This window comes from Mycolicibacterium anyangense (assembly GCF_010731855.1).
Classification (GTDB): domain Bacteria; phylum Actinomycetota; class Actinomycetes; order Mycobacteriales; family Mycobacteriaceae; genus Mycobacterium; species Mycobacterium anyangense.
In genome coordinates this window covers 799,240-822,909 of sequence record NZ_AP022620.1, presented here as the reverse complement: position 1 = coordinate 822,909, position 23,670 = coordinate 799,240, and the positions used below count along the sequence as shown (strand labels likewise).

Sequence of the window (23,670 nt, the reverse complement as noted above, 5' to 3'; positions counted from 1 at the left end):
ATGGGGACAGGGAGGACCACCGCGAGGCCTCGCGGTCGGTCGCGACCATGCTATCGGTGCGGCGGTCACGCTCCGAGGCCGATAGGACTGTCCAGGGCTGGGTGCTCCAGTCCGAACAGCCCTGCCGTCCACCCCACCGCGCCGAACAGCCACAGCGTGGCGACCACGATCGCGGCGGTGAAGACCGCCCCGAGGGCCTGCACCCACCATCCCTGCCGTTTGAACCAGGCCATAGCGGTGTTGTAGCGGCCCCGGGTGAACGTCAGGGTGCGGTGCGCCCAATAGAACTCGGTGGCCAGGATCGCCAGGCCGACGAACAGGATGGCCCAGCCCGGCCCGGGGTACGGGATCGCCACGATCCCGACCAGCAGGACGGCCACCCCGACCACCCCGACGGCCACCCGGTAAACGAAGTCGGCCACCGGACGGTCTCGGAGCCGGTCGCGTCGGTGTGCCCACGCCTGCGTGAACCGCTTGACCGATCGCTTCACGGTTGTCCCGGTTTGAGCAGCACGAACAGGCCTTCTCCTTCGGCGAGGACGGTGTCACCGTCGGACAGCCGCACGTCGACGAAGATCTTGCGGCCTTCGGTGCGCAGCACACCGGCTTCGACCTGCAAGTCCTTCTCGATGGGCACGATCTGGCGGTAGTTGACATGCAGATAGGCGGTGCGCTGGTACGGCCCGCCGGTGAGCAGGAATGACGTCTTGCCGAGCACACTGTCGAAGAGGTGGGCGATGATGCCGCCGTGCACGGCGCCGTTGCGACCGAGATGGAACCGCCGGAAGCGGGCCCAGCCGCGCAAGCGGCCGTCTTCGCAGGGGTCCACGTGATTGGGAATGCTCAGGATGTTGCCACGCATCGGCAGGTCGGTACGACGGCCCGATGGTGTGCTCCATTCGTCGGCCTCGTAGGGGCCCAGCAGCCCGCAGGCCTCTTCGATCAGCGCGGCGGCCCGGCTGACGACATCATCGGGTGCGTCCGCGCCGCGGGCCAGATCCTGAAGATCGCGGACTGCGTCGATGAATCTGCCGTAGTCCGGCCCGCCTTTGGCGGTCGGTACGGGCGGGTTGAACCCGCCGCCTGGGTGGGTCGCGCCCATCACGGTCATGTCGTCTGCCACCTGGTTACCGTAAGCCGCCCCGGCTGGACGGCCCTGCTGACGACGGTACGTGCGTCGGTGGCATGGTGGATCGGGTGAAGCTCAGCGACCTGGCCGGACAGCCGTTGACCTACACCCAAGTGGGTGCCACCTTCGGCCAGCTTCCCGCGGGTTATCACCATGTCCGGTTGTCTGCACCAATCGGTCGCGGCCGTGACCGGTTCGAGCAGGCCGCCGCGACAGTGCTGCGGTACGGGATGCTGCGCGGCGCCGGCCTGCGGGTGACCGCGACCACTGAGGTGGCCGAGGTCGGCACCGACGTGCTGGGCAAGCTGGGGCCGTTCGTCGCCCCCTGTCGGGTGGTCTACGTCGTCGACGACAAGAACCGCCGGGGTTTCGCCTATGGCAGCCTGCCCGGCCATGCGGTCGCCGGCGAGGAGATGTTCGGGGTTCGCTACGAACCGGCCGACGATTCGGTGCACGCCGAGGTGGTGGCGTTCTCGCGACCGGCGACGTGGTGGAGCCAGGTCGGGGCGCCGGTTGCCTCGGTAGTGCAGCGGGTGATCACCCGGCGGTATCTGTCCGTGCTGTGAGAGCGCGGAACGTCGAGTGTGCACCCACGGCGGGATCTCACTGATTTTTTCGCCCGGGATGCACGCTCAACGCGCCTCATCCCGAGTGGCCACGTCGAGCTGATAGGACAGGATCGCCAATCCGAACAGGCCGATCGACAGCGTGATCAGCGCCGCGAAACCTTCGGTGGCGAAGTCCACCAGAGCGGTCAGGAAGGTGAACACCAGCGCCGCGCTGCGCAGCAGGCGCAACGGCCACACCTTGGTGGTGCGGCGCAGAGCGATCATCGCCGGCAGCGCCATCGCCAGGGTGAGCGCCGCGGTGATCAGCAGGATGATCGTCGCCGGACTCTTGCCGGCCAGATGAATCTTGACGTGCTTCTCTTCGTAGAAGTTGTCGCCCAGTGCGATGCCCAGGGTGTGGAAGAACAGACCGAACAGCGCACCGGCCACCAACAGCCAGCCCACCCACGGCACCCACTTGGGGTTGCGAAACACGGTGGGGATCAAGCGCGGCGCCCACTGCTGCAACCGGTAGAGCCGGTCACTGGCCCGTCCCGCGGAGAGCAGCAGCGCCCGCACGTGTTCGACGTCCGCTTCTGCCGCTCCCCCGGCGCGAGCCTGGTCGAGCAGGCCCAGCGCGATCTCGCGGCGGTGATCGGCCAGGCCGCGGGCCACCCCGTCAGCGGCGATGGCCGTGGCCGAGGCCAGACATTCGTGGGCGCTGAGCGGGCGGACCACCCGCACCAGACGCGCCCCCACCAGGATCAGGCAGACCAGGACGTACATGATCTCGGCGGACGGTCCGTAGAAGTAATCGTTGTCCTTGGTGACGAACTTGCCCACCTCGTCGAGGAACAACCCGAACCCGATTCCACCCATCACCACGGTCAGGATGCGCACGCCGGACCCCAGTGCTAGCCACCCGGTCAACAGGGCCAGCATCATCAGCGCCCCACCCCACAACGCATGCGCGATGTGCAGGTCCCCGCCACCGATCTGGGGATACCCGGTGAGCTGCAGGTAGAGCCTGGTCAGCAAGATCGTGGCGATGGCGACGATGACGAATGCCTCCGCCGACGTCGGCCCCAGGGCATTGCGGGTGATGGGGCCGCGCCGGGGCCTGGTGCGATCAGTCATCGAAAATCTCCACTCACGCCGGTGTTGAACCGCCCATCGCGGCGGGTATGGCACAGCCATGTCGGTTGATGATCACCCAGACCCGATGGATGTACCCGCGCGCATCGCCGAAATCGCCCGAACGCTGTATCAGCGGCGGAACCGCCACGGTGGTGTGGTGGCCGAACTCGCCGAGCACGCCGCCGCCGAGCTGCCCGGGGTGGACTACGCCAATGTCACCGTGACCTCCGGCGGCTCGGCCGTCGACACACCCGCGGCCACCCATCCGTGTGCGGTCGTGCTCGACGAAATCCAGCGCCGGCTATCCGAAGGGCCATGCCTGTCCTCGGCGTGGCACAACAAGACCGTGCATGTCGAGGATCTCGACGCCGACACCCGCTGGCCGCGGTTCCGGGCCGAGGCGCTCGCGAACACCCCGGTGCGCAGCATCATGGGCTTTCAGCTGTTCGTCAGCGACAGGTCGATGGGTTCACTCAACGTGTTCGCCGACCGACCGGGTGCCTTCGACGGCCACACGCGCAAGCTGGGCTCGCTGTTCGCCGCCCATACCGCGCTGGTGTGGGACGCCGCGCGCCGCGAAGCACAGTTCCAGGAGGCGCTGGCCAGCCGCGACGTCATCGGCCAGGCCAAGGGAATGATCATGGAGCGCTACCACCTCGACGCCGGCCAGGCCTTCGACATGCTGCGCACGCTGTCCCACGACACCAATACGGCGCTGGCCGACGTAGCCGCACGCCTCATTGATGCCGCGCAGTCCGACTCGCACTGAAAGACGCCCGCAAAGGCGCCACACGTTGCTGTCACGTCTCAGTGCTGTTGCTGTAAAACCGCTGCCGCACAGGGTTCGGTTGGCTCGGAAATTGCTGGGAGAGAGAGCTTTCCCGCCGGTGAGAGCAGCTGTCAGATGGCTGAGAGCTGTGCAGGTGCGTCAAACGCTCTGCCGACCGGACTACCTCGTCAATCACGGATCTACCCTCGAATCAGACCATGACGATCAGCTAGGAAAAGGGGCTGCGCATGAAGGCAACACGGATGACCGGTGTGGTAATCGGCGGTGCTGCAATCGCTTTGATGGGTGTGGTGTCCGTGGTGGACAGTGCTGCACCACCGAGGGGCAATGTGGTGGCCGGCAACGGACCGTATGTGGTCTTCCCGACCCCCAGCCCGTCGGCGGTTGCGGTGGTGTCGACCGCGACGACTACGACGGAGGCACCGGCCAGTCCGGGACACTGATCGCGTCGGTGTGCTGGTCGAGGTAGGAGGTGACCACCTCCACCAGCGCTGCCAGTTCCCGGGTCGCGTCCACCTGAGCTGCCACGACGAGGCGGGAGATCACCAAACCTCGCATGGTGGCCCAGATCAGATCGCCGATCGCCGCGGCATGCGGATTTTCGAGACCGTCGGCAATCTCGTGACTCAGATCGGTTATCGCGCTGTGCAATTCGACCAGATGCCGGGTGCCCCGCTTGTCGCGCATAGCGCGGGTACCGATAAGGATCTCCAGCGAAGCGCGCGAATTCTCGCTGGAGAAGACGCGCCAGGCCTCGTCGACCAGCAACTGGACTCGTTCGCGGCGGCTCAGCGCGGCTGACGGCGGCGGCAGGGCGCGCAGAGACGCCAGCAGTTCGCCGAATCCGCGATCTACCACGGCCATCAGCAGACCATCGCGATCACCGAAGTGGTACTGCACCACGCCCCACGTCACGCCGGCCCGCTCGGCGATGTGTTTGGCGCTGGCCGCTGCGAACCCCTCCCCGACCACGCACCGCACCGTCTCGTCGAGGACCCGGTCGCGGGTGCGGTCGGCACGAACCTGGCTGCCGCCCGGCGGGCGACGCGGCTCGACCTTAGGCGCCACCGAACATCACCACATCACGTTGTCGGCGTGGGCGGCAGGTAGATCCTTGACCGCGAGCAGACCCGGCGGCGCAGCGCAGACGTCGTGAACAGCGTTGACCGCCCGCGCCGCCGTGGACACCACACCGCCCTGGTTGTGGTCGACGCCGTCGAGACCGAGGTGGGTGTTGATCTCCACACCCGGATCGCCTCGGACCACCACCCGGTGCACCCCGGGCCGGCCGTCCGGTGGGCACGGCCAGTCCGGAGCTGCGGCGGACGTGAGCCGGTTGACATGCTCCATGGTGATGACGGGCTGTCCGTCGCGCATCCCTTCGACGGCAAAGCGCACCGCCGCAACGTGGCCCGGCGGGACGGTCATCATCGTGCACTCGATCTGCTCGGGGGTCACCCAGCTTTCGTGTCGCTCGCGCACCTCGTCGAGGGTGATGTCGAGCACCTGGGCCAATGACCGGACCTGACCACCCCACAACGAGGAGAGCACGCCCGGGGCGAACATGATCGGGGTGTGATCGGGCGTCGTTCCGAAACCGAAGCTCACACCGGTGAATTCGGCGTCATCATAGGTTCCGTAGTCGCAGATCTCCGAGACGGTGACGGAGGTGGCGCGACCGGCCAGGGTCAACGCGGTGTAGACCAGGCTGTCCCCGGAGAACCCCGGGTCCACCCCGTTGATGTAGAGCGAGGTGCCACCAGCCTCGCAGGCCCTGGCCAGCGGAGCGCGCATCCATTCGTCGGCCTGGTAGGGGGCGACGAGCCAGACCATCGATGTCCCAACCACATTGGTGCCGGATCGCAGGAAGCGGGAGATCTCCTCGATGGCCTCCTGCGGCCGCATCTCGGCCTGCGAGGTGTACACCACACAGTCGGCGTCGAGCGCCAACAACGCATCGATGTCGTCGGTGGCCACGATACCGGTCGGTTCGGGCAGCCCGCACAGTTCGGCGGCGTCCCGACCGATCTTGTCCGCGCCGTGGGCATGCAGTCCCACCAGCCTCAGGTCGGGCCGCTCGATGATCATCTTCAGGGCGTGGATGCCGACGTTGCCGGTGGAGAACTGGATGACGTTTTTCATAGCAGGTCCGTGATCGTCTTGAGGCCCGCCTCGTAGAGGACGCCGGGCAACATCCCGCCGTCCATCTCGATGGTCGTTCCGTTGATGAAATCGGCTGTGCCGCTGCAGAGGAACACCACGGCGCGCCCGACCTCGGCAGGCTCACCGGCCCGGTGCAGCGGAACGTCGCGGAAATACTTCTCCCCTGTCGGGTCGTCCTTGGGCAGCACGAAGGACTGGAAGTTGTCGGTCATGGTCGGGCCGAGCGCCAGACAGTTCACCCGGACCTTGGGCCCCCACTCCTGCGCGAGCGACCGTGTCATGTGGTTGAGTCCGGATTTCGCCGCTCCGTAGGACACCAGGGTGGGCGAACCGGCCGGATGCCCGGCCCCGCTGGAGATGTTCACGATGGAGCCGGCGCCGTCCTGATCGCGCATCTGACGGTAGGCCCGAATGGCGAACCACAGCGGGCTGATCAGGTTCATCTGGATGGCGAACTGGTGGAACAGGACGGTTCGCTCGAAGTCGTCGGCTGCCGCCGGTGCACCCTGGATACGCGCGACGAGGTCGGGGACGTCCTCGACGTGCGGTGTGGGCACCGTGCCGCCGGCGTTGTTGACCAGGATGTCGATGCGGCCGTGGTCGGCCACCACCCCGGCGATGAAGGCGTCGATGGCACCGAAATCGCCTTGGTCGCAGACTCGTTGAGACGAGCGCGCCAGCCAGTCCGGGTTGTCGGCCGCCCCGGGCAACGTCTGCAGCGGCCTTCGCGAGCAGCCGACGACGGTGGCTCCTGCACGCAGCAGTTCATGGGCGATCCCGAGACCGACGCCTCGGGATGTTCCGGTGACAACGGCGATCTTGCCGGTCAGTGGTGAGACATCGCTCACAATGCGGACCCTTTCCGGGACGACGATTTTCATAGAGCGGTCAATATGATTACATGCTCAATGTTCTTGGGCAATGACGGAAGGGCAGCCATGGGTCTTCGAGGGGATGCCGCGATCGTCGGGTATACCGAGATGCCCTCGACGAAACGCCCGACCGGACCACTGCTGTTCAGCCTCGAGCACTGGGCCCTGCTGGCCGCCGCAGCCCTGGCGGACGCCGGCCTTTCGGCCACCGACGTCGACGGCATCTGCACCACGTACCTGCAGGAGTCGCAGATCTTCGCTCCCTCGACCGTCATCGAATACCTCGGTATCACAGCTAATTTCGCTGAGATGGTCGACCTCGGCGGCGCCAGCGCCGCGGCGATGGTATGGCGCGCCGCGGCCGCTATCGAGCTCGGACTGTGCAACGCCGTGTTGTGCGTGATCCCCGGCACGCCGATGTCGCCGGCGTCGGAGAAGCGACCCCCCGACTTCGGCGACATGCTGTACTTCGGTGCCTCGAGCAACCGGTACGGCTCGCCGCAGGCCGAGTTCGAGATCCCCTACGGCAACCTCGGCCAGAACGGCCCCTACGGTCAGGTCGCCACGCTGTACGCCGCCACCTACGGCTACGACGAACGCGCGATGGCCAAGATCAGTGTGGACCAGCGGGTCAACGCCAACCACACCCCCGGCGCGATCTTCCACGACACCCCGATCACCATCGACGACGTGGTGAACAGCCCGGTGATCGCCGCACCGTTGCACATGCTCGAGATCGTCATGCCGGTGATGGGCGGGGCTGCGGTGGTGGTGACCAACACCGACCTAGCCCGGCGCTCACGCAACCGGCCGGTGTGGGTCAAGGGTTTCGGTGAACGGGTGCCCTACAAGACCCCGACCTATGCCCGTGAGTTGTTGCAGACCCCGATGATCAAGGCCGCCGCATCGGCGTTCTCGATGGCCGGGCTGGCGCCTGCTGACATGGACGTGGTGTCGATCTACGACTGCTACACGATCACCGCCCTGCTCAGCCTGGAGGACGCCGGCTTCTGCGACAAGGGCAAGGGCCTGCAATTTGTCGCTCAGCACGACCTGACGTTCCGCGGTGACTTCCCGATGAACACCGCAGGCGGCCAACTCGGCTACGGCCAGGCCGGCACCGCCGGCGGCATGCACCACGTCTGTGACGCCGCCCGCCAGATCATGGGCCGCTCCGGCGCCACCCAGGTGGCTGACTGCAACCGGGCCTTCGTCTCCGGCAACGGCGGCATCCTGTCCGAACAAACGACCCTCGTGCTGGAAGGCGACTGATATGGCCACGTTCGCCAAGCCGATGCCGATCCCGACCCCAACCGCGCAACCCTTCTGGGATGCGCTGGCGCAGCACACGATTCGTATCCAGTACTCCCCGTCGGCCGACAGTTACGTGTTCTACCCCAGGGTGCTGGCCCCGGGGACGCTGGCCGACGACCTGGAATGGCGGAACATCAGCGGAGCCGGATCGCTCTACACCTTCACGGTGGCCTATCGCCCGGTGGCGCCACATTTCGCCGAGGAGGTACCGCAGATCCTGGCTGTCGTGAAATGGGATGAAGGCCCGCACTTCTCGACCGAGATCGTCAACGCCGATCCGGCACAGTTGTCGGTGGGAATGCGGGTGAAGCCGGTGTTCTGCGACTACCCCGACGACGGGGTGACGATGCTGCGGTACGAGCCGGCGTAACGCTCAGACGTTGGCGTCGGCGGGCTGCCGAGCGGGGACGTTGTCGAACCGCAGGCACACGGTGGTGCCCAGGGCCGAGGTGTCGATGGTGACCTCGTCGGCCAGTGCTCTCATCAGCGGAATGCCGCGCCCGCGGGTGCGGCCCTGTTTGGCGGGGTCTGGCTCACGCCAGCGGCCCTGGTCGGCAATCGTGACCGTCAACGTGTGAGCCGTGCGATTGCGCACGGCTTCCACGTCGATCACGCCGGAAACGCCGTGTTGCACATAGGCGAATTCCGCGGCGTTGGCCAGCGCTTCGTTGACGGCGAGCAGGACGTCGCTGAACCGGATGTCATCGAGCCCGGTGTGCGCACGCAACCAGCGGGCGAAAGCCTCGCGCGCGCGGGCGGCACTGCGGGCATCGGCATGGACGCCGCTGTCTGCGAACCTGTCGCCATCGTCTGGGACTGGATAACTCGGTGTCGTCATGGCAAATGTCGTATACCCACCTGAGCGGGATTACTCACCCACTGCCGCGCGCGCCTCGTCCAAAGTCGAATACAGGCCGATGATCTCGGCCAATCCCACCAGCTTGAGCGGCCTGCTGGTGGCCGGTCCGCTGGCCACGACGCCGAAACCGACGTCCGGGCCGGCGTGCTCGCGCACGGCGACCAGCACGCCCATCCCCGCCGAGGCCAGGAACTCCACCTCGGTCATGTCAACGATGACGGCTGCCGGATTCTTGTCCAGCGACGTCATGATGCTGGCTTCCAGTTGCGGCGACGTCAGCATGTCGACGACGCCCGAAGCCGAGACCACTACTGTTCGGCCGAACCACTCTTCGCTGATCAGGCACCCGGTGTTGGCCGTGGTGGTCGTCACGCTGTTGGTGGCGATGGCTTGTTCGTCCAAGATTCACACCTCACTTGAGCGCACCAGGCTGGCACGCCTCGAGATAGGTAAGGCCTGCAAGGCTTCCGTCTGAACCTGGCAAGAACTCAGTGCACGTTGCGGGCCGCACTGCTTGCGGCGCCGAGTCCACGCTCCGGCGAACGGACCGCGGGACCCCTCCAGGCTAACCCACATCGCGCGGCAGCGCGGATTCCGCCGTCAATATCAGCGGCGTCAGGTGGCCACCAGGACGCTCATGCGTCAGCTCACAAGGCGGTCGAGCACCGCCAGCAGGGCTGTGGTGGCCGGTTCCAGCAGATCGCCCGCCGCCTTGGTCGCCCACCCCGGGTCGGCGGCCTCGATGGCATCGACGATCGCCGCGTAGCACTCGGCGCGGTCCACCTCGTCGGCCATCACCGCGCTCAGCGCCGCCAGTGCAGGTTCGTACGTCGTGCGCAGCGTGTTGTACATCAAGCGGAACACGATCGAGTCCGCACCGTCGACGACGTGGTCCCAGAACGTCAGCGCCAACCGCTGGCGTTGCACCGGATCCGGTTCGCCATCCAAGGCGTGCAACGACTCTCGCAGCACGGCGACGAGCTCGGGCGGCCGACGTTCGGCGGCCAGAGCAGCGACCTTGGGGCCGATGTGCAGTCGCGCCTCCAGCATGCTGCGCACCACGTCGGCATCCAGTTCACCACCGCGAATCACCAACCGGGGCAACAGGTCCAGGCCGGCATGGCGACGAAAGTCCCGCACCGTCGTCGCATCCCCCTGCCGCACCTCGATGAGTCCGGCCGCCAACACACCACGTAATGCTTCTCTGACGGCCGGCCGCGATACGCCGAGCAGTTCGGCGAGCTGGCGCTCGCTGGGCAGCACGTCGCCGGGCTTCATCTCGCCGCTGAGAACGTCAGCGATGATCTGTTCCACGACTTCTTCCGGAACTGATCTGCGTTGCACCGGTTGAAGCGCCATGGGCCGATGATGACGGCCCACCGGAAAGACGTCAAGTGGCCAGACCAATTCCCCGCGAGGTGGGCGGGATGGCTCCTATGCTGGGGCGATGACCGATACCGCGCGAGCAGCCTTGCCGCCCGGACCCGCTCTGCCGCCGGCAGTTCAAGCCGCCCTGCTGTGGCGGTACTGGCCACGCTTCGCCGCAGCGTGCCGCCGCCGATACGGGAATGTGTTCACCGTGCGCATCGCCGGGATGGGCACCATCGTCTACCTGGCCGATCCGGCCGACATCAAGAAGGTGTTCGCCGGAGATCCCGCGACCTTTCATGCCGGAGAAGCAAATTCGATGCTCGTCGGCCTGCTCGGCCCTGCCTCGGTGCTGGTGATCGACGACGACGTGCACCGCGATCGGCGCAAGCTGATGCTCGAGCCGTTCACCCGGGACGCGGTGGCCCGCCAGACCGCGATCATGGCCGAGATCGCCGCCGCCGACATCGCGACCTGGCCGGTGCGCACACCGTTCGCGGTGGCCCCGCGGATGTCGCAGATCACCCTGGAAGTGATCCTGCGGACGGTGATCGGTGCGACGGATCCGGCCCGCCTGGCCGCGTTACGCGCCGTCATGCCGCGGTTGCTGAATCTTTCGGCCTTCCAGTTGCTGGCCATCGCCTCACCTCGGCTGCAGAACCGGCTGCCGTGGCGTGGCGTGCGACGGCGCATCGACGAGGCGGATCGGCTGCTCTACGCCGAGATCGCCGAACGTCGCACCGACCCGGACCTGGCGTCGCGCTCCGATGCCCTGGCCATGCTGGTGCGTGCGGCCGATCAGGACGGCCGGACGATGTCCGATGCGGAGCTGCGTGATCAGCTGATGACGCTGCTGGTGGCTGGGCACGACACCACCGCGACGGGGCTGTCCTGGGCGCTGGAGCGGTTGACCCGCCATCCCGCGGCGCTGGCGAAGGCGGTGGCGGCCGCTGAGGCCAGCGCCGCCGGTGACCCGGGGGGCGACGAGTACCTCGACGCGGTGGCCAAGGAGACCTTCCGCACCCGGCCGGTGGTGTTCGACGTGGGCCGCATCCTGACCCGGCCGGTCGAGCTCGCCGGCTACCGGTTGCCGGCCGGAACCATGGTGGCCCCCGGGATCGGCCTGGTGCACGCTGATGAGGGGATCTACCCCGATTCGCAGCGCTTCGATCCCGATCGCATGGTGGGCGCGAGCCTGAGCCCGACGACGTGGTTGCCGTTCGGCGGGGGTGCTCGGCGCTGCCTGGGTGCGACCTTCGCGATGGCCGAGATGCGGGTGGTGCTGCGAGAGGTGCTGCGCCGTGCCGAGCTGGCCACCACCACCGCCGCCGGCGAGGTGCAGCGGGTCAAACATGTGATCCTCATCCCCGATCGTGGTGGCCGGATTCAGGTGAATCAGCTTCGGGTGCCATCGAATTCGACAAGGACGGACACACACAACGAGGGGGCGTCGACTCAGCCCGCGTGACGGGTGCCGTGCAGCATAGGTTGAACGTTATACAGCCCAACACGATTCGTTCGGAGAGCTCGCCGCTATCAGTCTAGGGCTATACCGCACTGCATGATTCGCTCAGGATTGACTTGACCGTCAGCTGCGGTTGCGCGACGGTGTTGCGGAGCGAAGAGGGATGCGTTCGCCGCGAGAACCGGGTGGGAGTTCAGCGGCATCGACCGCCCGGTACACGAGCTGGGCAGCGGGGCTGACGGTGGAGCCCGCCCAGCGGCGGGTCCGGATCACAAACCCTGATGGTGGTCCCGGCTGGGTTCGAACCAGCGACCTTCCGCGTGTGAGGCGGACGCTCTTCCGCTGAGCTACGAGACCGAGTGGCTGACCGCCGCGAGGCGGCGATGGCGCCGAGGACAGACACTAGCACGAACCGTGAACGGGCTCGGAATGCGCTCATAACCGGACGTGACCATAGGGATTTGTGTGGCTCCGGTTGCGTCGACTATTGTTCTGCATCGCACCGAGTGACGATCTCATTCGGAGCATGCGGATGTAGCGCAGTTGGTAGCGCATCACCTTGCCAAGGTGAGGGTCGCGGGTTCGAATCCCGTCATCCGCTCGAAGGTGCAACTGGCATCAGACCCAACGGTGGAGTGGCCGAGTGGTGAGGCAACGGCCTGCAAAGCCGTGCACACGGGTTCGATTCCCGTCTCCACCTCCAAAGGATCTAACGATCTACCCGCGCGATTAGCTCAGCGGGAGAGCGCTTCCCTGACACGGAAGAGGTCACTGGTTCAATCCCAGTATCGCGCACTATGTTTTAGCAGGTCAGGCCCGGCAAACCTGGGCCTTTCGTGTTTCTGTGCCCAATACGTGCCCAATCCGCCCTGTGGTGATCGACTGCGAATCCGTGGTTCGCGCTCGGCGACTTGCGCCGCTTGCTCGACCTGGCAGCCGATCGGCCGGCTCGCGGCGTGACTCGGCGGGGGTCTGCGTCGAACGCACACCCTTACCACCGCGGGCGACGCTCAACAGATGACCGCCGTGTCCGAGGCCGGCACGTACGAAGTCGTGATCCGTTCGAACAAGCCGGAAGCGGCGGCGTTCCGGCGGTGGCGAATTGGAGGAATCCGACATACGCCCAATTCCGACATTTGCTCTGGTAGAGACATATGTATGACTATTTCTGCAGCCCTTGGCAATTCGATTTCTATGGGGTTAGCTTCGGCGCATGACAACTACCATCAACACCCCGCCGGCCGACCCAGAATCCGCCGCGCTCGACCTCATTGTTCTGATAGCGGAAGCTCTCCCCGGCGGCGCCCGCGCGTTGCGCGGAGCGCTCCAACACTTCGCCGGCGCCCTCCAACTTGAGAGCGCGCTATCAAGCCTGACCACGATCACGGACGCCCGAGTCGCCGCCGGGACAATCGCCGAACTCGCATGCACAGCCGACGACGCCGTCGGGTCACTCCGGATTCGCGCAGCAGCGCTACGCGCCGGCTGCTGGGGATCGGAGTTCACTTCCGACCCGGACGGGCTGGCCCAGGCGCTCGACGGCGCCGCGTCGGTGCTTGACGTGATGTGATGACCGTACGGGCGCCACGATCGCCGCGGGCGCACGCGAACTCGACCCGGTCCACGGCACGTCTATCCTCAGCGCGTGGTGGATCAGCCCGAACCCAAAAAGACTCATAGCGCGGTCACGTCGGACAATCCTCTTGGAGGTCTGCCCGTTGGAACGACGCTCACCGTAGAACCGCTCGACTACGGATCCGTTCAAGCCACCGCTATGCCTCAGGGCGTTGCCAACTGGGAAACCTTCGACGGCGCACTGCTCGCTGTCTGCTTCCAGTACGGCGACACGTATGTCGTCGAGGGAACGGCGGTCATGGTCGGACTCGGACTCGCCCTGTCGGCGGCGCACGTCTTCGACGATCACCGCGATGCACTTGTTACTGGCGAAGCGACGCTCACTTGCATCGGGATGCGCGCGAACGGCGCAGCCGAACTCTGGCGGTGCTATGCGATGAGCCGAGACAAAGAAGATCAATGCGACCTCGAGCTTCTATGTCTCGAGCTGATATCGGACGTACCGGCAGACCGTCGATTCAGAGTTTCTGCCCCTCACAACACGACTGCCTGCACCCGGTGAGACGGTGACAGCGGTGGGGTACCGATTCGAAGGCTCCTTCGTCGGAAAATCTGCCGACGACCCGATCACGTTGGGCGGAGCGATGTACGTATCGCAGGGCGTCGTCGGCGAGTTCAGCTACCCGGTGCAACACCCCGTCCTGGCGCCCTACCCCGCGATTTCTTTCGACAGCGGCACCCTCGGCGGGATGAGCGGCGGCGCCGTCTTCGACATGAACAATCAGATCTGCGCGATCACAACTCGCGGCCTTCAAACCGACGGCGAACCTGGGTACACGCGCGCCATCTGGTGGATGACCGCACTCTTCTGGCGCACCGAAGCATCTTGGCCTCCGGGCGTCTACGACTCCACCGCGACGTTCTGGGAGACGCCCACCATTGCTATCGCCGGCCGCGAACACGTCCGCCTGCTCGATGAGCCCAACTATGAGTTGACCCGATGGACCTAATCGCTTCGCATTCCTTGGGGGTTCACTGCCGCGGCTGAATCCGTTGTGGCGGAGGAATGTTCCCCTGGGGCGGCGGTTTGAACGTGGTGCCTTCACGGCTCACGCTGCGTTCGCTTTCCGTCCTGCGCACGATGGATCGGTGGCCACGAGGCCACAACCTGAACGCCTTGTAGCGATCTGCGAACGCTACGACCCTGGCGCCGCGTGGAATCGTCCGCAGCAGGTGATTGTGATAGGTCCACAGCTTGACGTCATTTGGCTCGATACGGGCCGGTAGCTCCGGCCCAGCCGGGACGTAGTGGTTGGAGTCGCGTTCCTTCTCGTAGTCCGTGTACGGGTTACCGAAGGTCGGGAGCATTTTCGGTTTGCCGCGTCGCGCCAAGCGACGCAGCAGGCGCCTGAACTTCTGCTTGAGCGACAGTGGTGCCTCATAGAGGAGCACCACGCCCGCTGGGCCTGTATCGGGTGTCCATCGGAGCGCCTTGTCGGCGACCATTAGGCCGATTGTGCGGATGGTGAAAGCTTCAGCGCCAGTGTTGATCACTGCGACCGTGAACGTGTCGTAGCTATCGCAGAAGACGGGCTCCACCTCGCCCGCTTCCGCTTGGCTGCTTCCTCTGGCGTCAATGGCGTCATTGGGATGTAGACGTTCACTCGACTGCTGATATCCACCACGACGCGCGGCCACCGCAACCAACTCAGCGCCGTGTTGGTGGCGAATGCCGCCAGGGCGAGGACGAACGCCGCCAGCGAGAGCCAATCGCTGGCCTTCACGGCGTCACCCGCCCGCTGCTGGTTCGAATAATGCAGCATCCGCATGTACCCACGCAGCCAGAGTGCCGCCAGGGCGTGTGACTGGCCGGCGTAGGGGTTGCGGGCGCCTGGATCAGCCAGCCGCCCGGAATAGAGCGCATAGATGTACTCCGCCCGCCTCGACATCGCCCAATCTTGCGGCACTCATAAGTTGCCGTTCTCGAAACGGACTTGATCGGATTTCTAAAATTGACGAGGCTTCAGGTTCCATGCAGCAGCATGGTGCCGAGATGCTCGATGAGCTGCTCCCGGCTCGGGCGATGGGGTTCTGGCCGCAATAGCCAATCGTCAAAAACGACAAGGGAAAGCACCATCCCCATAGTTGCTCGCACGTTCATGTCTGGACCAAGAGGCCCTTGCGGTCGTTGGCGTCGGTGCGACTCTTCACCGGTAGCTTCGCTTAGGCGGGTCATCACCGAGTGGAAGCGGTCGTAGAACGATGCCCGGGTTTCCGTGTCGAGTTGATCCTCGGCAGCCAGGAACATCCGGATGGTCTGACGGTGCGCCGAGAGCTGTTCGATGAGCTCGGAAAGGAACAACCGCATGAGGGTCTCCACGTCGAGCGGCTGCGCCATCGTCCGCGCCGACAGCGCGGAGAACGCGTCGAGGACGTGGATGAACGGCGTGACCATGGCCTCGGCGAACAGGCCGGACTTCGAACCGAAATGGCGGTACAGCACCGACTCGCTCACCCCCGCGGCTTTCGCCAGGTCGCGGCTTGTCGCGGAGGCGTAGCCCTTCTCGCTGAACACCGACTCGGCCGCGCGCAGGATCTCTTCGCGGACCTGGACCGAGCTGCGCCGTACGGCGTGAATTGTCACAAAGCCACACTATCTCAATGAGTATGGTCTTGTGCCTAATAAGTAGCATTGCTACGTTCGAAGCGACTAATGGCCCAACTACTCACGAGGTGCTTATGCCCGGATCGCTGTCACTCGACGTTGCCCACGCAATGCCGGAGACCCCGGACGAACTCACGCCGGAATGGCTGACGTGGGCGCTGGCGAGCCGCCGACCCGGCGTTACCGTCACGGCCGCTGCGGTCAGCACCATCGTGTGGGGCACTGCAACGAAGGTCCTCATGACCTTGGACTTCGCGCCTGGAGCGCCGGATGACCTTTTACGCTCCGTTTGCGTCAAGGGTGGCTTCGACCCGGCGCTGCGAGAGTTCGGGCTGGGAAGTTCCTACCGGCGGGAGGCAGAGTTTTATGCACACCTGGCACCACAGCTGGACATCGCCCTGCCGCGAGTTTGGTACAGCGGCGCCGATGCTGCCGGTCAGCAGGGCATCGTCGTCATGGAGGACCTGGCAGCCGGGGGGTTCAGTTTCGGTGAATGCACCGAGCCGATGACCGTCGACCAGGTCGCCAGCGGGCTCGATGTACTCGCCGGCCTGCACGGCGGCACGTGGGGCGCGGACCCGGGCCGTTTCCCCTGGCTGACCCAGATTAACCCGGTCCGGGAGGTCGGCGCCCTTCTGCTCGACGCTCCGTACTGGGATCAGCACTTCGCCAGCGAATACGCACCAGTGGTCCCCGACGAACTCCTTGACCGGCCGCGGATGCAGGCGGCCTTCGCCGCGTGGTGGCGGTACGCGGAGTCCGACCAGTACGTTGCCGTGTCTCACAACGACCCGCACATCGGCAACACCTACCTGGCGGCGGACGGCCAAGTGTCCTTCCTGGACTGGCAGGCGGTCTGCGCCGCGCCGGCGATGGACGACGTCGCGTACTTCATCTCCGGCGCTCTCAGCGTGGAGGACCGCCGCGAACGCGAGAGCGCCTTGCTCGCGCATTACCTCGAAGCTCTCGCCAGGCACGGGGGACCCGACCTCAATCTCGACGACGTCTGGGACGAGTACCGGATGAACCTCATTCACGGGTTCTTCTGGGCGCTGACGGGACCGCAGATGCAGCGGGCGGATCGGGTGGCTGCCATGGCCGAGCGGCACCTGGCCGCGATGATCGACCACGAGACGGTGCCCCTTCTGCTGAACCGCGGCGCGAGCGAGGGCATCGCTATAAGTCCCGCCTTGAGCACCTAATGTCCTGAGTCGTTAATCGCGTGTCAGTGGGAGGACTGAGTTGCGCCTGGTCCGCAGGCTGCCGCGATCGTGTTGTCTGATGCTGAACATGCCGAGTTGGAAGGGTGGGTTCGTCGGCCCAACAGTCCCCTGCCGATCCGACACGCTACGGTCTGACCCAAAACGATATCGTCAGATATGGCAACGCAATTCAGACTAATAAGGGACTCATCCACGACGCCGGCCCCAACGGTCTGAACCACACATACCTCATGGATTACGACCCCACCGCGTTCGGCGGGAAGGGCAGAGCACTCGTAGCCATCGGCAACCCGGACACAGCGCGCAACACTTCCGTCATCGTCCCCGGAACCAGCAGCAGTGTGACGGTCCGCGCTGCGCAGGCGCGCTCGCGGCGAGGTGAGGAGCTCGCAATATGTCGTGATGGCGGATTAGTGTTGCCCCACATTGAGACTAAGCGTGACTGCGCTACGCCCAGCAACTCGCCGCCCGGATGGCCCAGCACTACGCAGATCACCAGATCACCCGATCGGCCCGGTGAGCTCATCTAGGCTGTGGCTGATTCCCAGCGGTAAGGGGGTGACGACATGGCGCAGGCCAGAGCTGAGGCCACCCGGCAGTCGATAGTCGACGCCGCGATCGGCCTGTTCAGTAAAAAGGGTTACGGCGACACAAGTTTGGCGGAGATCCAGCAGCGCGCCGGTGTGACCAAAGGTGCTTTCTACTATCACTTCGACTCCAAGGACGCGGTGGCTGCCGCCGTGATCGCGGCATTCCACAACACGATCCGCACCGCGTTCCGTCAGGCCATCGACCCACCTGCCAGGCCGACACTGGAGAACATCATCCGAGGCACGTTCGCCGTCGCCGAGTTGATGCAGAACGACGAGTCGGTACAGGTAGGCAACGAACTGTCCCAGGCGCTCGGCCAGGTCAGCGACGCCGGCCGACAAATCTTCGCCCAGACAACAGTGGCCTTCGTCGGCGAGGTGGAGAAGGCGTTCGCCGCCGGCGACCTGCGCGACGACGTCGACCCTGCCGATGTCGGAGAGTGCATCTGGGTCGGTGTGATCGGCTGCCAATTCCTGTCCGCGGCCATCGGCGATGACCTCATCGAGCGGCTCGCCCGGGCCTGGCAGGTGCTGTTGCGGGCGATCGTGCCCGCCGAGTCGGTGACCTACTTTCAGGAAGTCGTGCGCAGAGCCGCCGCCGGCCGCGGCCACTAGCGCTCTCGTGCTTACCGCACTGTCAATTTGTCGTCGGAAGCCGCACGAGCGGGGCGGCGTTGGCGTAAATTCTCGCGAGGTTGAGAGAACAGCCGATCTGCCGTTCGGTGCCGACGTGTTCTAGCACGGCGTCCGTGCACGAACCGCCACAAGCAGGTCTCCAGGGGCGGGACAGCGTAGCCATCCCCTTGCGCTATGCGCGCCCGCCTCTGGAGACCATCTTCACTTGGCAGCCGGTTTACCGGCCGGGGGACGAGATGGACGGCGTGTCAGGCTCGACGCGAGAACAGCGCGTCATCGCCACCGCAGCCGAGGGTGCGTGGCGAAGTGCGCAGTGACATCGACCCGCTGGAAGCGGTGCGCATGTTGAGCACTTCGCTCTATCACGACGTCTTCTTCGACGACAGCCCGGCGCGTCCGGAGTACGTGACGCAGGTTCTCGACATCTTCATCAGAGGCATCGCCGCCGACAGCCCCACTCGGCCGACATCCCACTCGGCTCATCGCATTCCCGCGGTTGATCCCCGGACAGCGATGAGGCGGGATTATCGTCAACGCGTGGATATGGCCGAAGAGGCTGAACAGGTCCGCCTACGCGAGGCTGCCGAAGATGCCCAGCGCGAGCGCGCCTGGATCCGCACGCGTGAGGCGCTCGATGAACTAGCTCCTGAGGTGGTCGCCGAGTGCGGACGGCGCCACTTCGCGGCGAAGCGACTGGGCCGGCTGACCACGGACCGTGGCTGGGTGTTCAGGCTGTGTGCCGCCCACCCGCCCGGCGAAGCCGACACCTGCATGCGAGTGGCGTTCCACCCCGATGGCACCTGGACACTGCTGGGCGGCGAAGCCGGTGCGGGCACTAGGCCGGTCGACAAGAATGCGACGTTTCATCCCGGTCGCCGCCAGGGTTTCGTCTTCGACGGCTACCGCCACGAGGCCGAGGTTGTGGTGACCTTGTCCCGGGATGCACTGCGGGACCGCATCCTGGCCCAGCTTCCGCAGCCGGGAGGACTTTAGGTTCCGGCCGAGAAGCCCTGCGGGGCGAACGATGCCACCGTCGTGACCGCGAGCACGGTCAGGATGACGCTGGTCAGGATGATCGCGAGAATCATCCGTGCGCTCAAATCGAAGCTCGGCTGTGGTGCATCCTCGGCTGCCTCGCTGAGGTCGTGTTCCTCGATGCTGTCCGTGGCCGCTGCAGCAACCGGCGCGGGGATCACGAACAGCGGGTAGACGGCCTGCGTCGACGCCGCTACACCAGAAGCGTCAGAGTCGGCAATCACAAGAGTCATGTCGGTGCCTTGCTGAGGGGGAACAGTTAGGTCCCCTTCATTAGTACACTTATGACAGCAAATTTCTAGAGATTTGCCTTGATTTGTGGCGCAAACCACACCATCGGTCGATGGCATCCCGAGAAACCCTCGGTCAGCTGTCGCTATGCGACCAGTTCAGAAGGTTTCGACGGACGAAAAGTGGCTGTATCTGACACATGAATCCCGCACTCCATGCACGCCGACGCGGATACAGGCAATGCTGACTTTCATGCTATTGCAGATTCAGCAAACTACTAGCCAGACTCATGAACGGCGCTGACGCATCGCGATACGTGAGGACGATCCCCGGGAATCTGCACTGCACACAGACTCGATGCGAGGGGCATACCCGCCGACTACTGGCCGGCGCCTACCACCCGAGGCTGAATCCCGAATCCCTGGACCACAGGCAGTCACCGGCCAACGCCACGGTGAACAACTTTGGCAGCAGCTCGACCGACAGCGCGACACCAGGCTGACCGTCGGAACGCTGCGGCGGGGCGAGCACGCCAGCGCTGACCACGGTGACCTGCTCGGCACTACAGCTGGTGGTGGGCTCCAGCGGGGTCGCGGTCCACTGCCCCGAGGTCAGGTTCGGGTTGCGGAAACCTTGACCGTGCAAGATGATCGGCGGCCCGTAGCTCAGCCACCGATCGTGGGGGTCGAACGGTGTCGCGACCGCGCTCCAGGTAGCCCCGTCCGCGCCAGGCAGGCACACCAGGTAGTCACTGCCGTTGGGCAGCTGCGTCATCACCCCGGCCTGATCACCCGGGCATCCAGCCCCCGCCTGCGGCGCCGTCGTATCGGCAGCCGCGATCCCCGGGGCCGCAAGCAGCAGTGCGACGATGGCAGCCGGCACCCCAGCGCGATTCAGCATGTCCACTCCCCCAGCATCGCTTCAACGCAACGCAAGGTTACGTCCGACGACGACCGCAACGCGGGCGCACAACCCGAGAAGTACCCCTAGGAATACAGCTCGTCGAGGTTGTCGTGGAAGTTCTCGACCACGGCCTTGCGCTTGAGCTTCAGGCTCGGCGTCAGGTCACCGGCCTCGACCGTCAACTCGCGGTCGATGACGGTGAACCGCTTGACCTGCTCCCAGCGATTCAGGTGCTTGTTCAGCTGATCGACGTACTCGCCGATCATCTCCCGCGTCTTCTCATCCCGGGCGATCTCGGTGAATGACTTGCCCGCCAAGCCGTTTCGGTCCGCCCACTCCCGGATCGCCTCACCGTCGAGGCTGACCAAGGCCACGCAGTAGGGCTTGCTCTCGCCGTAGATGATGATCTCACTGGCGAACGGGCACAGCCCCTTGAACGTCGCCGAGATCGCCGAGGGCGCGACGTACTTGCCCTGGGACGTCTTGAACATGTCCTTCTTGCGGTCGGTGATCCGCAGAAAGCCCTCGGCGTCCAGCTCGCCGATGTCACCGGTGTGGAACCACCCGTCGGCGTCGATCGCCTCGGCAGTGGCTTCCGGCAGGTCGTGGTACCCGCTCATCACGCCCGGACCCTTGAGCAGAACCTCACCGTCCTCGGCGATCGTGACCTCGGTGTAGGGGAAGGTCCACCCGACCGTTCCGAACCGGTAAGCGTGCGGCCGGTTCATCGACGAGGCCGCTGACGTCTCGGTGAGGCCGTAGCCCTCCAGGACGATGGCCCCGACCGCATCGAACCACTGGGCGACATCACGGTCCAGCGCCGCCGAACCGGAGATGAAGAACCGCAAGCGCCCACCGAATCGCTCGCGAATCGTGTTGAACACCAATCGGTCTGCGATCTTGTGCTCGAGTGCGAGCACCGGCCCCACCCGGTGGCCGGCCTGCTTGGCCCGCGACACCTGCAATCCGACGTCGATCGCCCAGTCGAACAACCGCTTCTTGGCCCCGCCCTCTTCGGCGATCATCTCGGTGATACGCCCGTGCACCTTCTCGAAGATGCGCGGCACCGCACCCATGATCGTCGGCCGGATGACAGCGAGGTTCTCGACGATCTTGTCGACCCGGCCGTCGATGACAGTCGGGAAACCGATCATCAGCGGCAGTGCCAGCATGACCTTGCCGAACGAATGGGCCAGCGGCAGCCACAGGTAGTTCAGATCTTTGTCGCTGAGCACATCGAGGGAGTCGATGGCCGCTGCGGTGTAGGTCCACGCTTCGTGGTTGAGCCGCACACCCTTGGGCTTACCCGTGGTACCCGAGGTGTAGATGAGCGTGGCCAGCTGGTCAGGCCGAATCGCGTCGATGCGTTCGGTCACCGCGGTGGGGGTGTCGGCCAGCAGTTGCTTGCCGCGCTGCTCGAGATCGTCGAGCGTGATCACCCAGTCACCGTCACCGGCGCCGTCGATGATCACGACCTTCTCCACTGCAGGCAGTTCCGTGCGGTGCGCGACCAGCTTGTCCACCTGGGTCTGGTTCTCGGCCACCACAACCCGGCTGCCCGAGTTGGCGACGATGAAGGCGACGTCCTCGGCATTGGTGGTCGGGTACACCGTCGTGGTGGCCGCCCCCGCCGACAGGATGCCGAAGTCGACGACGACCCACTCGTAGCGGGTCGACGACGCCAGCGCCACCCGGTCCTCGGCGTTGATTCCCAACAAAATCAGCCCTGCGGCGATCAGCTCGACGCGATCCCCGACCTGCTGCCAGGTGACGCCGGTCCACCCGTCGTGGTCGGGGTAGCGGAACGCTTCGGCGGTGGGCGTGGCCGCGACACGGTCAAGGAACATCCGCGGCACCGACGGTGCCCGGTTGTCGATCTTGCTGATGTCGGGCCGCTCTTGGGATTTGTGCAGGCCTGCCATAGGGCGAGTTTAGGAAGCGCGCCGCCTTGCCGGTGGCGGAATGGGCAAGCCCACGCAATGCACTATGCGAGATCCTCCGGATCGCGCTCTTCAGCGAGGTTGGCCAGCCGCCAGGTGCGTTCCTTGTTGCGCGGCCACACCCCAGCCAGCTGTAGCCGGTTGGGTACGAAACGCATCGGGCCCTCGACCGCCACCTCGGCCATCTCCAGACGGCAGCCCTGCGGAATATCACTGAGGCGTAACGTGATCCGCGCGGCTCCCAGTGGCCCGAGCCGGGCCAGCAACACCAGCTCCTGCTGCGGGATGCAGCTCAGCACCACCGTCTCGTCGTCGATGACGGCAGGCCACACCCCGATGGAATGCAGAATCCGGGAGCCGGCGGCCGGCCAGTCGGAGTCCACGGCGCGCATCCTGCTGTTGCCGACGACCCACTGAGAGTAGGTCCACCCGTCGGCAAGCACTTCCCAGACCCTGGCGCGCGGCGCGGCGATGTCGCGAGTGACGCTGGTCGGCATTGATCTCCCCGTCTGTCGGCTGTCGAGTCGGGATACCCGGGCTCCCGCCGATCACACGTGCGCCGTGACGCGACGGCGGCCACGATCACGTCCACCCGGCAGCACCCCACAATGGACCCGTGACGATCTCGATCACCCCTGCCACCCACGCCGATGCCGCCGAGCTGGCACAGGTGGCGGCGGTGACCTTCCCGCTGGCCTGTCCCCCGTCGTCACCGCCAGGCGACATTGCCGCCTTCATCGATGCCCAGCTGTCACCGGCACGATTCAGCGGCTACCTTGCCGACCCGTCCCGCGTCGTGCTGGCTGCCCGCGACGAGGGAACGATCCTGGGCTACGCGATGCTCGTGCGCGGCATCGGCGACGACCCAGATGTCGCCGCAGCTGTCCCAGGGAGGCCCGCGATGGAGCTGTCCAAGATGTACGTGTTGGCCGCGCAGCACGGCGCCGGAGTGGCGGGTTCGCTGATGAACCGGGCAATCGAATGCGCGGCCGATGCCGGGGCCCGCTGTCTGTGGCTCGGCGTGAACCAGGAGAACCAGCGCGCGCAACGCTTCTACGGCAAGCACGGATTCACCGTCGCCGGCACCAAGACCTTCACCCTCGGCACCCAGACCGAACACGATTTCGTGATGGTCAGGCAGCTGTAAATGCCGACCAGCCCACTGTTTGCCCAGCGCCACGTAGGGTTACTTATGGGCTGACCGCTCGAGCCGAGTTCGGGGGTGCT

General features: G+C 65.7%; 31 protein-coding genes and 4 tRNA genes. 18 read left to right on the top strand and 17 right to left on the bottom strand.

Annotated features, from left to right (window positions below; translation table 11 throughout):
• Positions 1–65 precede the first annotated feature (65 nt).
• Together G6N35_RS03875 and G6N35_RS03870 are read right to left on the bottom strand one after the other, a co-directional pair.
• The gene (locus G6N35_RS03875) at positions 66–491 is read right to left on the bottom strand and encodes a TIGR02611 family protein (protein WP_163803050.1); all 426 of its coding nucleotides are present in this window, start codon (positions 489–491) and stop codon (positions 66–68) included.
• Complete coding sequence (locus tag G6N35_RS03870) at positions 488–1,102, bottom strand: PaaI family thioesterase (protein WP_163807453.1); 615 nt, start codon at positions 1,100–1,102, stop codon at positions 488–490. Before G6N35_RS03870 ends, G6N35_RS03875 begins: the two co-directional genes overlap by 4 nt.
• 95 nt (positions 1,103–1,197) lie before the next feature.
• Here G6N35_RS03870 and G6N35_RS03865 point away from each other — a divergent pair, with 95 nt between their 5' ends.
• Positions 1,198–1,695 carry a DUF1990 domain-containing protein gene (locus G6N35_RS03865; RefSeq protein WP_163803049.1) on the top strand — a complete coding sequence of 166 codons (498 nt, stop codon included), beginning with the start codon at positions 1,198–1,200 and terminating at the stop codon, positions 1,693–1,695.
• A gap of 66 nt (positions 1,696–1,761) precedes the next feature.
• On the opposite strand, the gene G6N35_RS03860 is transcribed toward G6N35_RS03865, so the two are convergent.
• A complete protein-coding gene (locus tag G6N35_RS03860; RefSeq protein WP_163803048.1) occupies positions 1,762–2,814 on the bottom strand; it encodes a hypothetical protein in 1,053 nt (350 codons plus the stop codon).
• Between the two features lie 85 nt (positions 2,815–2,899).
• Between G6N35_RS03860 and G6N35_RS03855 the strand changes: the two genes are divergently transcribed.
• Together G6N35_RS03855 and G6N35_RS03850 are read left to right on the top strand one after the other, a co-directional pair.
• Positions 2,900–3,583 (top strand): GAF and ANTAR domain-containing protein, encoded by a 684-nt coding sequence (locus G6N35_RS03855; protein WP_246224196.1) that lies wholly within the window; start codon positions 2,900–2,902, stop codon positions 3,581–3,583.
• 248 nt (positions 3,584–3,831) lie between these two features.
• Positions 3,832–4,047, top strand: a complete 216-nt coding sequence (locus G6N35_RS03850) for a hypothetical protein (RefSeq protein ID WP_163803046.1) — start codon at positions 3,832–3,834, stop codon at positions 4,045–4,047.
• On the opposite strand, the gene G6N35_RS03845 is transcribed toward G6N35_RS03850, so the two are convergent.
• The 3 genes from G6N35_RS03845 to G6N35_RS03835 are packed head-to-tail and all read right to left on the bottom strand — an operon-like array spanning position 4,013 to position 6,615.
• Positions 4,013–4,672, bottom strand: coding sequence for a TetR/AcrR family transcriptional regulator (locus tag G6N35_RS03845; protein ID WP_163803045.1), 660 nt, complete (start codon positions 4,670–4,672; stop codon positions 4,013–4,015). The genes G6N35_RS03850 and G6N35_RS03845 overlap by 35 nt on opposite strands.
• Positions 4,673–4,678: 6 nt before the next feature.
• Positions 4,679–5,746, bottom strand: coding sequence for an NAD(P)H-dependent amine dehydrogenase family protein (locus G6N35_RS03840; protein ID WP_163803044.1), 1,068 nt, complete (start codon positions 5,744–5,746; stop codon positions 4,679–4,681).
• The gene (locus tag G6N35_RS03835) at positions 5,743–6,615 is read right to left on the bottom strand and encodes an SDR family NAD(P)-dependent oxidoreductase (protein WP_246224195.1); all 873 of its coding nucleotides are present in this window, start codon (positions 6,613–6,615) and stop codon (positions 5,743–5,745) included. The genes G6N35_RS03840 and G6N35_RS03835 overlap by 4 nt, the downstream gene beginning before the upstream one ends.
• A gap of 90 nt (positions 6,616–6,705) precedes the next feature.
• Between G6N35_RS03835 and G6N35_RS03830 the strand changes: the two genes are divergently transcribed.
• Positions 6,706–7,911, top strand: coding sequence for a thiolase family protein (locus tag G6N35_RS03830; protein ID WP_163803042.1), 1,206 nt, complete (start codon positions 6,706–6,708; stop codon positions 7,909–7,911).
• 1 nt (position 7,912) lies between these two features.
• Entirely contained in the window at positions 7,913–8,323 is a 411-nt protein-coding gene (locus G6N35_RS03825; RefSeq protein WP_163803041.1) for a Zn-ribbon domain-containing OB-fold protein, read from the top strand.
• A gap of 3 nt (positions 8,324–8,326) precedes the next feature.
• Here G6N35_RS03825 and G6N35_RS03820 read toward each other — a convergent pair whose 3' ends face one another.
• The 3 genes from G6N35_RS03820 to G6N35_RS03810 form a co-directional block, all read right to left on the bottom strand.
• The gene (locus tag G6N35_RS03820; protein ID WP_163803040.1) at positions 8,327–8,791 is read right to left on the bottom strand and encodes an ATP-binding protein; all 465 of its coding nucleotides are present in this window, start codon (positions 8,789–8,791) and stop codon (positions 8,327–8,329) included.
• A gap of 30 nt (positions 8,792–8,821) precedes the next feature.
• Positions 8,822–9,214: an STAS domain-containing protein gene (locus G6N35_RS03815; protein WP_163803039.1), complete on the bottom strand. Its 393-nt coding sequence runs from the start codon at positions 9,212–9,214 to the stop codon at positions 8,822–8,824.
• 240 nt (positions 9,215–9,454) lie between these two features.
• Positions 9,455–10,171, bottom strand: a complete 717-nt coding sequence (locus G6N35_RS03810) for a FadR/GntR family transcriptional regulator (RefSeq protein WP_163803038.1) — start codon at positions 10,169–10,171, stop codon at positions 9,455–9,457.
• 88 nt (positions 10,172–10,259) lie between these two features.
• Between G6N35_RS03810 and G6N35_RS03805 the strand changes: the two genes are divergently transcribed.
• Positions 10,260–11,648, top strand: coding sequence for a cytochrome P450 (locus tag G6N35_RS03805; RefSeq protein ID WP_163803037.1), 1,389 nt, complete (start codon positions 10,260–10,262; stop codon positions 11,646–11,648).
• Positions 11,649–11,927: 279 nt separating this feature from the next.
• On the opposite strand, the gene G6N35_RS03800 is transcribed toward G6N35_RS03805, so the two are convergent.
• Positions 11,928–12,002 (bottom strand) — tRNA-Val (locus G6N35_RS03800).
• 171 nt (positions 12,003–12,173) lie between these two features.
• Between G6N35_RS03800 and G6N35_RS03795 the strand changes: the two genes are divergently transcribed.
• The 7 genes from G6N35_RS03795 (at position 12,174) to G6N35_RS03765 (ending at position 14,230) form a co-directional block, all read left to right on the top strand.
• Positions 12,174–12,246, top strand: a tRNA-Gly gene (locus tag G6N35_RS03795).
• A gap of 28 nt (positions 12,247–12,274) precedes the next feature.
• A tRNA-Cys gene (locus G6N35_RS03790) sits at positions 12,275–12,348 on the top strand.
• 20 nt (positions 12,349–12,368) lie between these two features.
• Positions 12,369–12,440, top strand: a tRNA-Val gene (locus tag G6N35_RS03785).
• 177 nt (positions 12,441–12,617) lie between these two features.
• Entirely contained in the window at positions 12,618–13,001 is a 384-nt protein-coding gene (locus tag G6N35_RS27740; protein ID WP_407664600.1) for a BRO family protein, read from the top strand.
• Positions 12,916–13,215 carry an amino acid aminotransferase gene (locus tag G6N35_RS03775; RefSeq protein ID WP_407664599.1) on the top strand — a complete coding sequence of 100 codons (300 nt, stop codon included), beginning with the start codon at positions 12,916–12,918 and terminating at the stop codon, positions 13,213–13,215. Before G6N35_RS27740 ends, G6N35_RS03775 begins: the two co-directional genes overlap by 86 nt.
• Before the next feature lie 78 nt (positions 13,216–13,293).
• Positions 13,294–13,782 (top strand): hypothetical protein, encoded by a 489-nt coding sequence (locus tag G6N35_RS03770; RefSeq protein ID WP_163803034.1) that lies wholly within the window; start codon positions 13,294–13,296, stop codon positions 13,780–13,782.
• 13 nt (positions 13,783–13,795) lie between these two features.
• Positions 13,796–14,230 (top strand): trypsin-like peptidase domain-containing protein, encoded by a 435-nt coding sequence (locus G6N35_RS03765; RefSeq protein ID WP_163803033.1) that lies wholly within the window; start codon positions 13,796–13,798, stop codon positions 14,228–14,230.
• A 22-nt stretch (positions 14,231–14,252) separates the two neighbouring features.
• Here the strand turns inward: G6N35_RS03765 and G6N35_RS03760 are convergent, their stop codons facing one another.
• From G6N35_RS03760 to G6N35_RS03750, 3 genes are all read right to left on the bottom strand, one after another.
• Positions 14,253–14,726, bottom strand: a complete 474-nt coding sequence (locus G6N35_RS03760) for a hypothetical protein (RefSeq protein WP_163803032.1) — start codon at positions 14,724–14,726, stop codon at positions 14,253–14,255.
• A 44-nt stretch (positions 14,727–14,770) separates the two neighbouring features.
• Positions 14,771–15,169: a ribosome modulation factor gene (locus tag G6N35_RS03755; RefSeq protein WP_163802231.1), complete on the bottom strand. Its 399-nt coding sequence runs from the start codon at positions 15,167–15,169 to the stop codon at positions 14,771–14,773.
• Positions 15,170–15,243: 74 nt separating this feature from the next.
• Positions 15,244–15,864, bottom strand: a complete 621-nt coding sequence (locus tag G6N35_RS03750; RefSeq protein WP_163803031.1) for a TetR/AcrR family transcriptional regulator — start codon at positions 15,862–15,864, stop codon at positions 15,244–15,246.
• Positions 15,865–15,959: 95 nt separating this feature from the next.
• On the opposite strand from G6N35_RS03750, the gene G6N35_RS03745 reads away from it, so the two are divergent.
• The 4 genes from G6N35_RS03745 to G6N35_RS03730 all read left to right on the top strand — a co-directional run bounded on the left by G6N35_RS03745 (position 15,960) and on the right by G6N35_RS03730 (position 19,327).
• Positions 15,960–17,087, top strand: coding sequence for a phosphotransferase (locus G6N35_RS03745; protein ID WP_163803030.1), 1,128 nt, complete (start codon positions 15,960–15,962; stop codon positions 17,085–17,087).
• Positions 17,088–17,338: 251 nt separating this feature from the next.
• A complete protein-coding gene (locus tag G6N35_RS03740; RefSeq protein ID WP_170313160.1) occupies positions 17,339–17,638 on the top strand; it encodes an alpha/beta hydrolase in 300 nt (99 codons plus the stop codon).
• A 36-nt stretch (positions 17,639–17,674) separates the two neighbouring features.
• The gene (locus G6N35_RS03735; protein ID WP_163803028.1) at positions 17,675–18,313 is read left to right on the top strand and encodes a TetR family transcriptional regulator; all 639 of its coding nucleotides are present in this window, start codon (positions 17,675–17,677) and stop codon (positions 18,311–18,313) included.
• A gap of 327 nt (positions 18,314–18,640) precedes the next feature.
• A complete protein-coding gene (locus G6N35_RS03730) occupies positions 18,641–19,327 on the top strand; it encodes a hypothetical protein (RefSeq protein WP_163803027.1) in 687 nt (228 codons plus the stop codon).
• On the opposite strand, the gene G6N35_RS03725 is transcribed toward G6N35_RS03730, so the two are convergent.
• The 4 genes from G6N35_RS03725 to G6N35_RS03710 all read right to left on the bottom strand — a co-directional run bounded on the left by G6N35_RS03725 (position 19,324) and on the right by G6N35_RS03710 (position 22,940).
• The gene (locus G6N35_RS03725) at positions 19,324–19,602 is read right to left on the bottom strand and encodes a hypothetical protein (protein WP_163803026.1); all 279 of its coding nucleotides are present in this window, start codon (positions 19,600–19,602) and stop codon (positions 19,324–19,326) included. The genes G6N35_RS03730 and G6N35_RS03725 overlap by 4 nt on opposite strands.
• 391 nt (positions 19,603–19,993) lie before the next feature.
• Positions 19,994–20,500, bottom strand: a complete 507-nt coding sequence (locus G6N35_RS03720; RefSeq protein WP_163803025.1) for a hypothetical protein — start codon at positions 20,498–20,500, stop codon at positions 19,994–19,996.
• Between the two features lie 86 nt (positions 20,501–20,586).
• Complete coding sequence (locus G6N35_RS03715) at positions 20,587–22,425, bottom strand: AMP-dependent synthetase/ligase (RefSeq protein WP_163803024.1); 1,839 nt, start codon at positions 22,423–22,425, stop codon at positions 20,587–20,589.
• Positions 22,426–22,487: 62 nt separating this feature from the next.
• The gene (locus G6N35_RS03710) at positions 22,488–22,940 is read right to left on the bottom strand and encodes an SRPBCC family protein (RefSeq protein ID WP_163803023.1); all 453 of its coding nucleotides are present in this window, start codon (positions 22,938–22,940) and stop codon (positions 22,488–22,490) included.
• Positions 22,941–23,059: 119 nt separating this feature from the next.
• Here G6N35_RS03710 and G6N35_RS03705 point away from each other — a divergent pair, with 119 nt between their 5' ends.
• On the top strand, positions 23,060–23,590 hold the full coding sequence (locus tag G6N35_RS03705) for a GNAT family N-acetyltransferase (RefSeq protein WP_246224194.1): 531 nt from the start codon (positions 23,060–23,062) through the stop codon (positions 23,588–23,590).
• Positions 23,591–23,670: the final 80 nt, after the last annotated feature.

Coding starts and splice junctions, on each gene's coding strand:
- G6N35_RS03740 (WP_170313160.1), top strand. CDS start 17,339: ATGGATTACGACCCCACCGCGTTCGGCGGGAAGGGCAGAGCACTCGTA.
- G6N35_RS03850 (WP_163803046.1), top strand. CDS start 3,832: ATGAAGGCAACACGGATGACCGGTGTGGTAATCGGCGGTGCTGCAATC.
- G6N35_RS03725 (WP_163803026.1), bottom strand. CDS start 19,602: ATGACTCTTGTGATTGCCGACTCTGACGCTTCTGGTGTAGCGGCGTCG.
- G6N35_RS03805 (WP_163803037.1), top strand. CDS start 10,260: ATGACCGATACCGCGCGAGCAGCCTTGCCGCCCGGACCCGCTCTGCCG.
- G6N35_RS03735 (WP_163803028.1), top strand. CDS start 17,675: ATGGCGCAGGCCAGAGCTGAGGCCACCCGGCAGTCGATAGTCGACGCC.
- G6N35_RS03710 (WP_163803023.1), bottom strand. CDS start 22,940: ATGCCGACCAGCGTCACTCGCGACATCGCCGCGCCGCGCGCCAGGGTC.
- G6N35_RS03720 (WP_163803025.1), bottom strand. CDS start 20,500: ATGCTGAATCGCGCTGGGGTGCCGGCTGCCATCGTCGCACTGCTGCTT.
- G6N35_RS03860 (WP_163803048.1), bottom strand. CDS start 2,814: ATGACTGATCGCACCAGGCCCCGGCGCGGCCCCATCACCCGCAATGCC.
- G6N35_RS03760 (WP_163803032.1), bottom strand. CDS start 14,726: ATGGTCGCCGACAAGGCGCTCCGATGGACACCCGATACAGGCCCAGCG.
- G6N35_RS03810 (WP_163803038.1), bottom strand. CDS start 10,171: ATGGCGCTTCAACCGGTGCAACGCAGATCAGTTCCGGAAGAAGTCGTG.
- G6N35_RS03820 (WP_163803040.1), bottom strand. CDS start 8,791: ATGACGACACCGAGTTATCCAGTCCCAGACGATGGCGACAGGTTCGCA.
- G6N35_RS03870 (WP_163807453.1), bottom strand. CDS start 1,102: ATGGGCGCGACCCACCCAGGCGGCGGGTTCAACCCGCCCGTACCGACC.
- G6N35_RS03830 (WP_163803042.1), top strand. CDS start 6,706: ATGGGTCTTCGAGGGGATGCCGCGATCGTCGGGTATACCGAGATGCCC.
- G6N35_RS03825 (WP_163803041.1), top strand. CDS start 7,913: ATGGCCACGTTCGCCAAGCCGATGCCGATCCCGACCCCAACCGCGCAA.
- G6N35_RS03745 (WP_163803030.1), top strand. CDS start 15,960: ATGCCCGGATCGCTGTCACTCGACGTTGCCCACGCAATGCCGGAGACC.
- G6N35_RS03855 (WP_246224196.1), top strand. CDS start 2,900: ATGGATGTACCCGCGCGCATCGCCGAAATCGCCCGAACGCTGTATCAG.
- G6N35_RS03755 (WP_163802231.1), bottom strand. CDS start 15,169: ATGTCGAGGCGGGCGGAGTACATCTATGCGCTCTATTCCGGGCGGCTG.
- G6N35_RS03715 (WP_163803024.1), bottom strand. CDS start 22,425: ATGGCAGGCCTGCACAAATCCCAAGAGCGGCCCGACATCAGCAAGATC.
- G6N35_RS03840 (WP_163803044.1), bottom strand. CDS start 5,746: ATGAAAAACGTCATCCAGTTCTCCACCGGCAACGTCGGCATCCACGCC.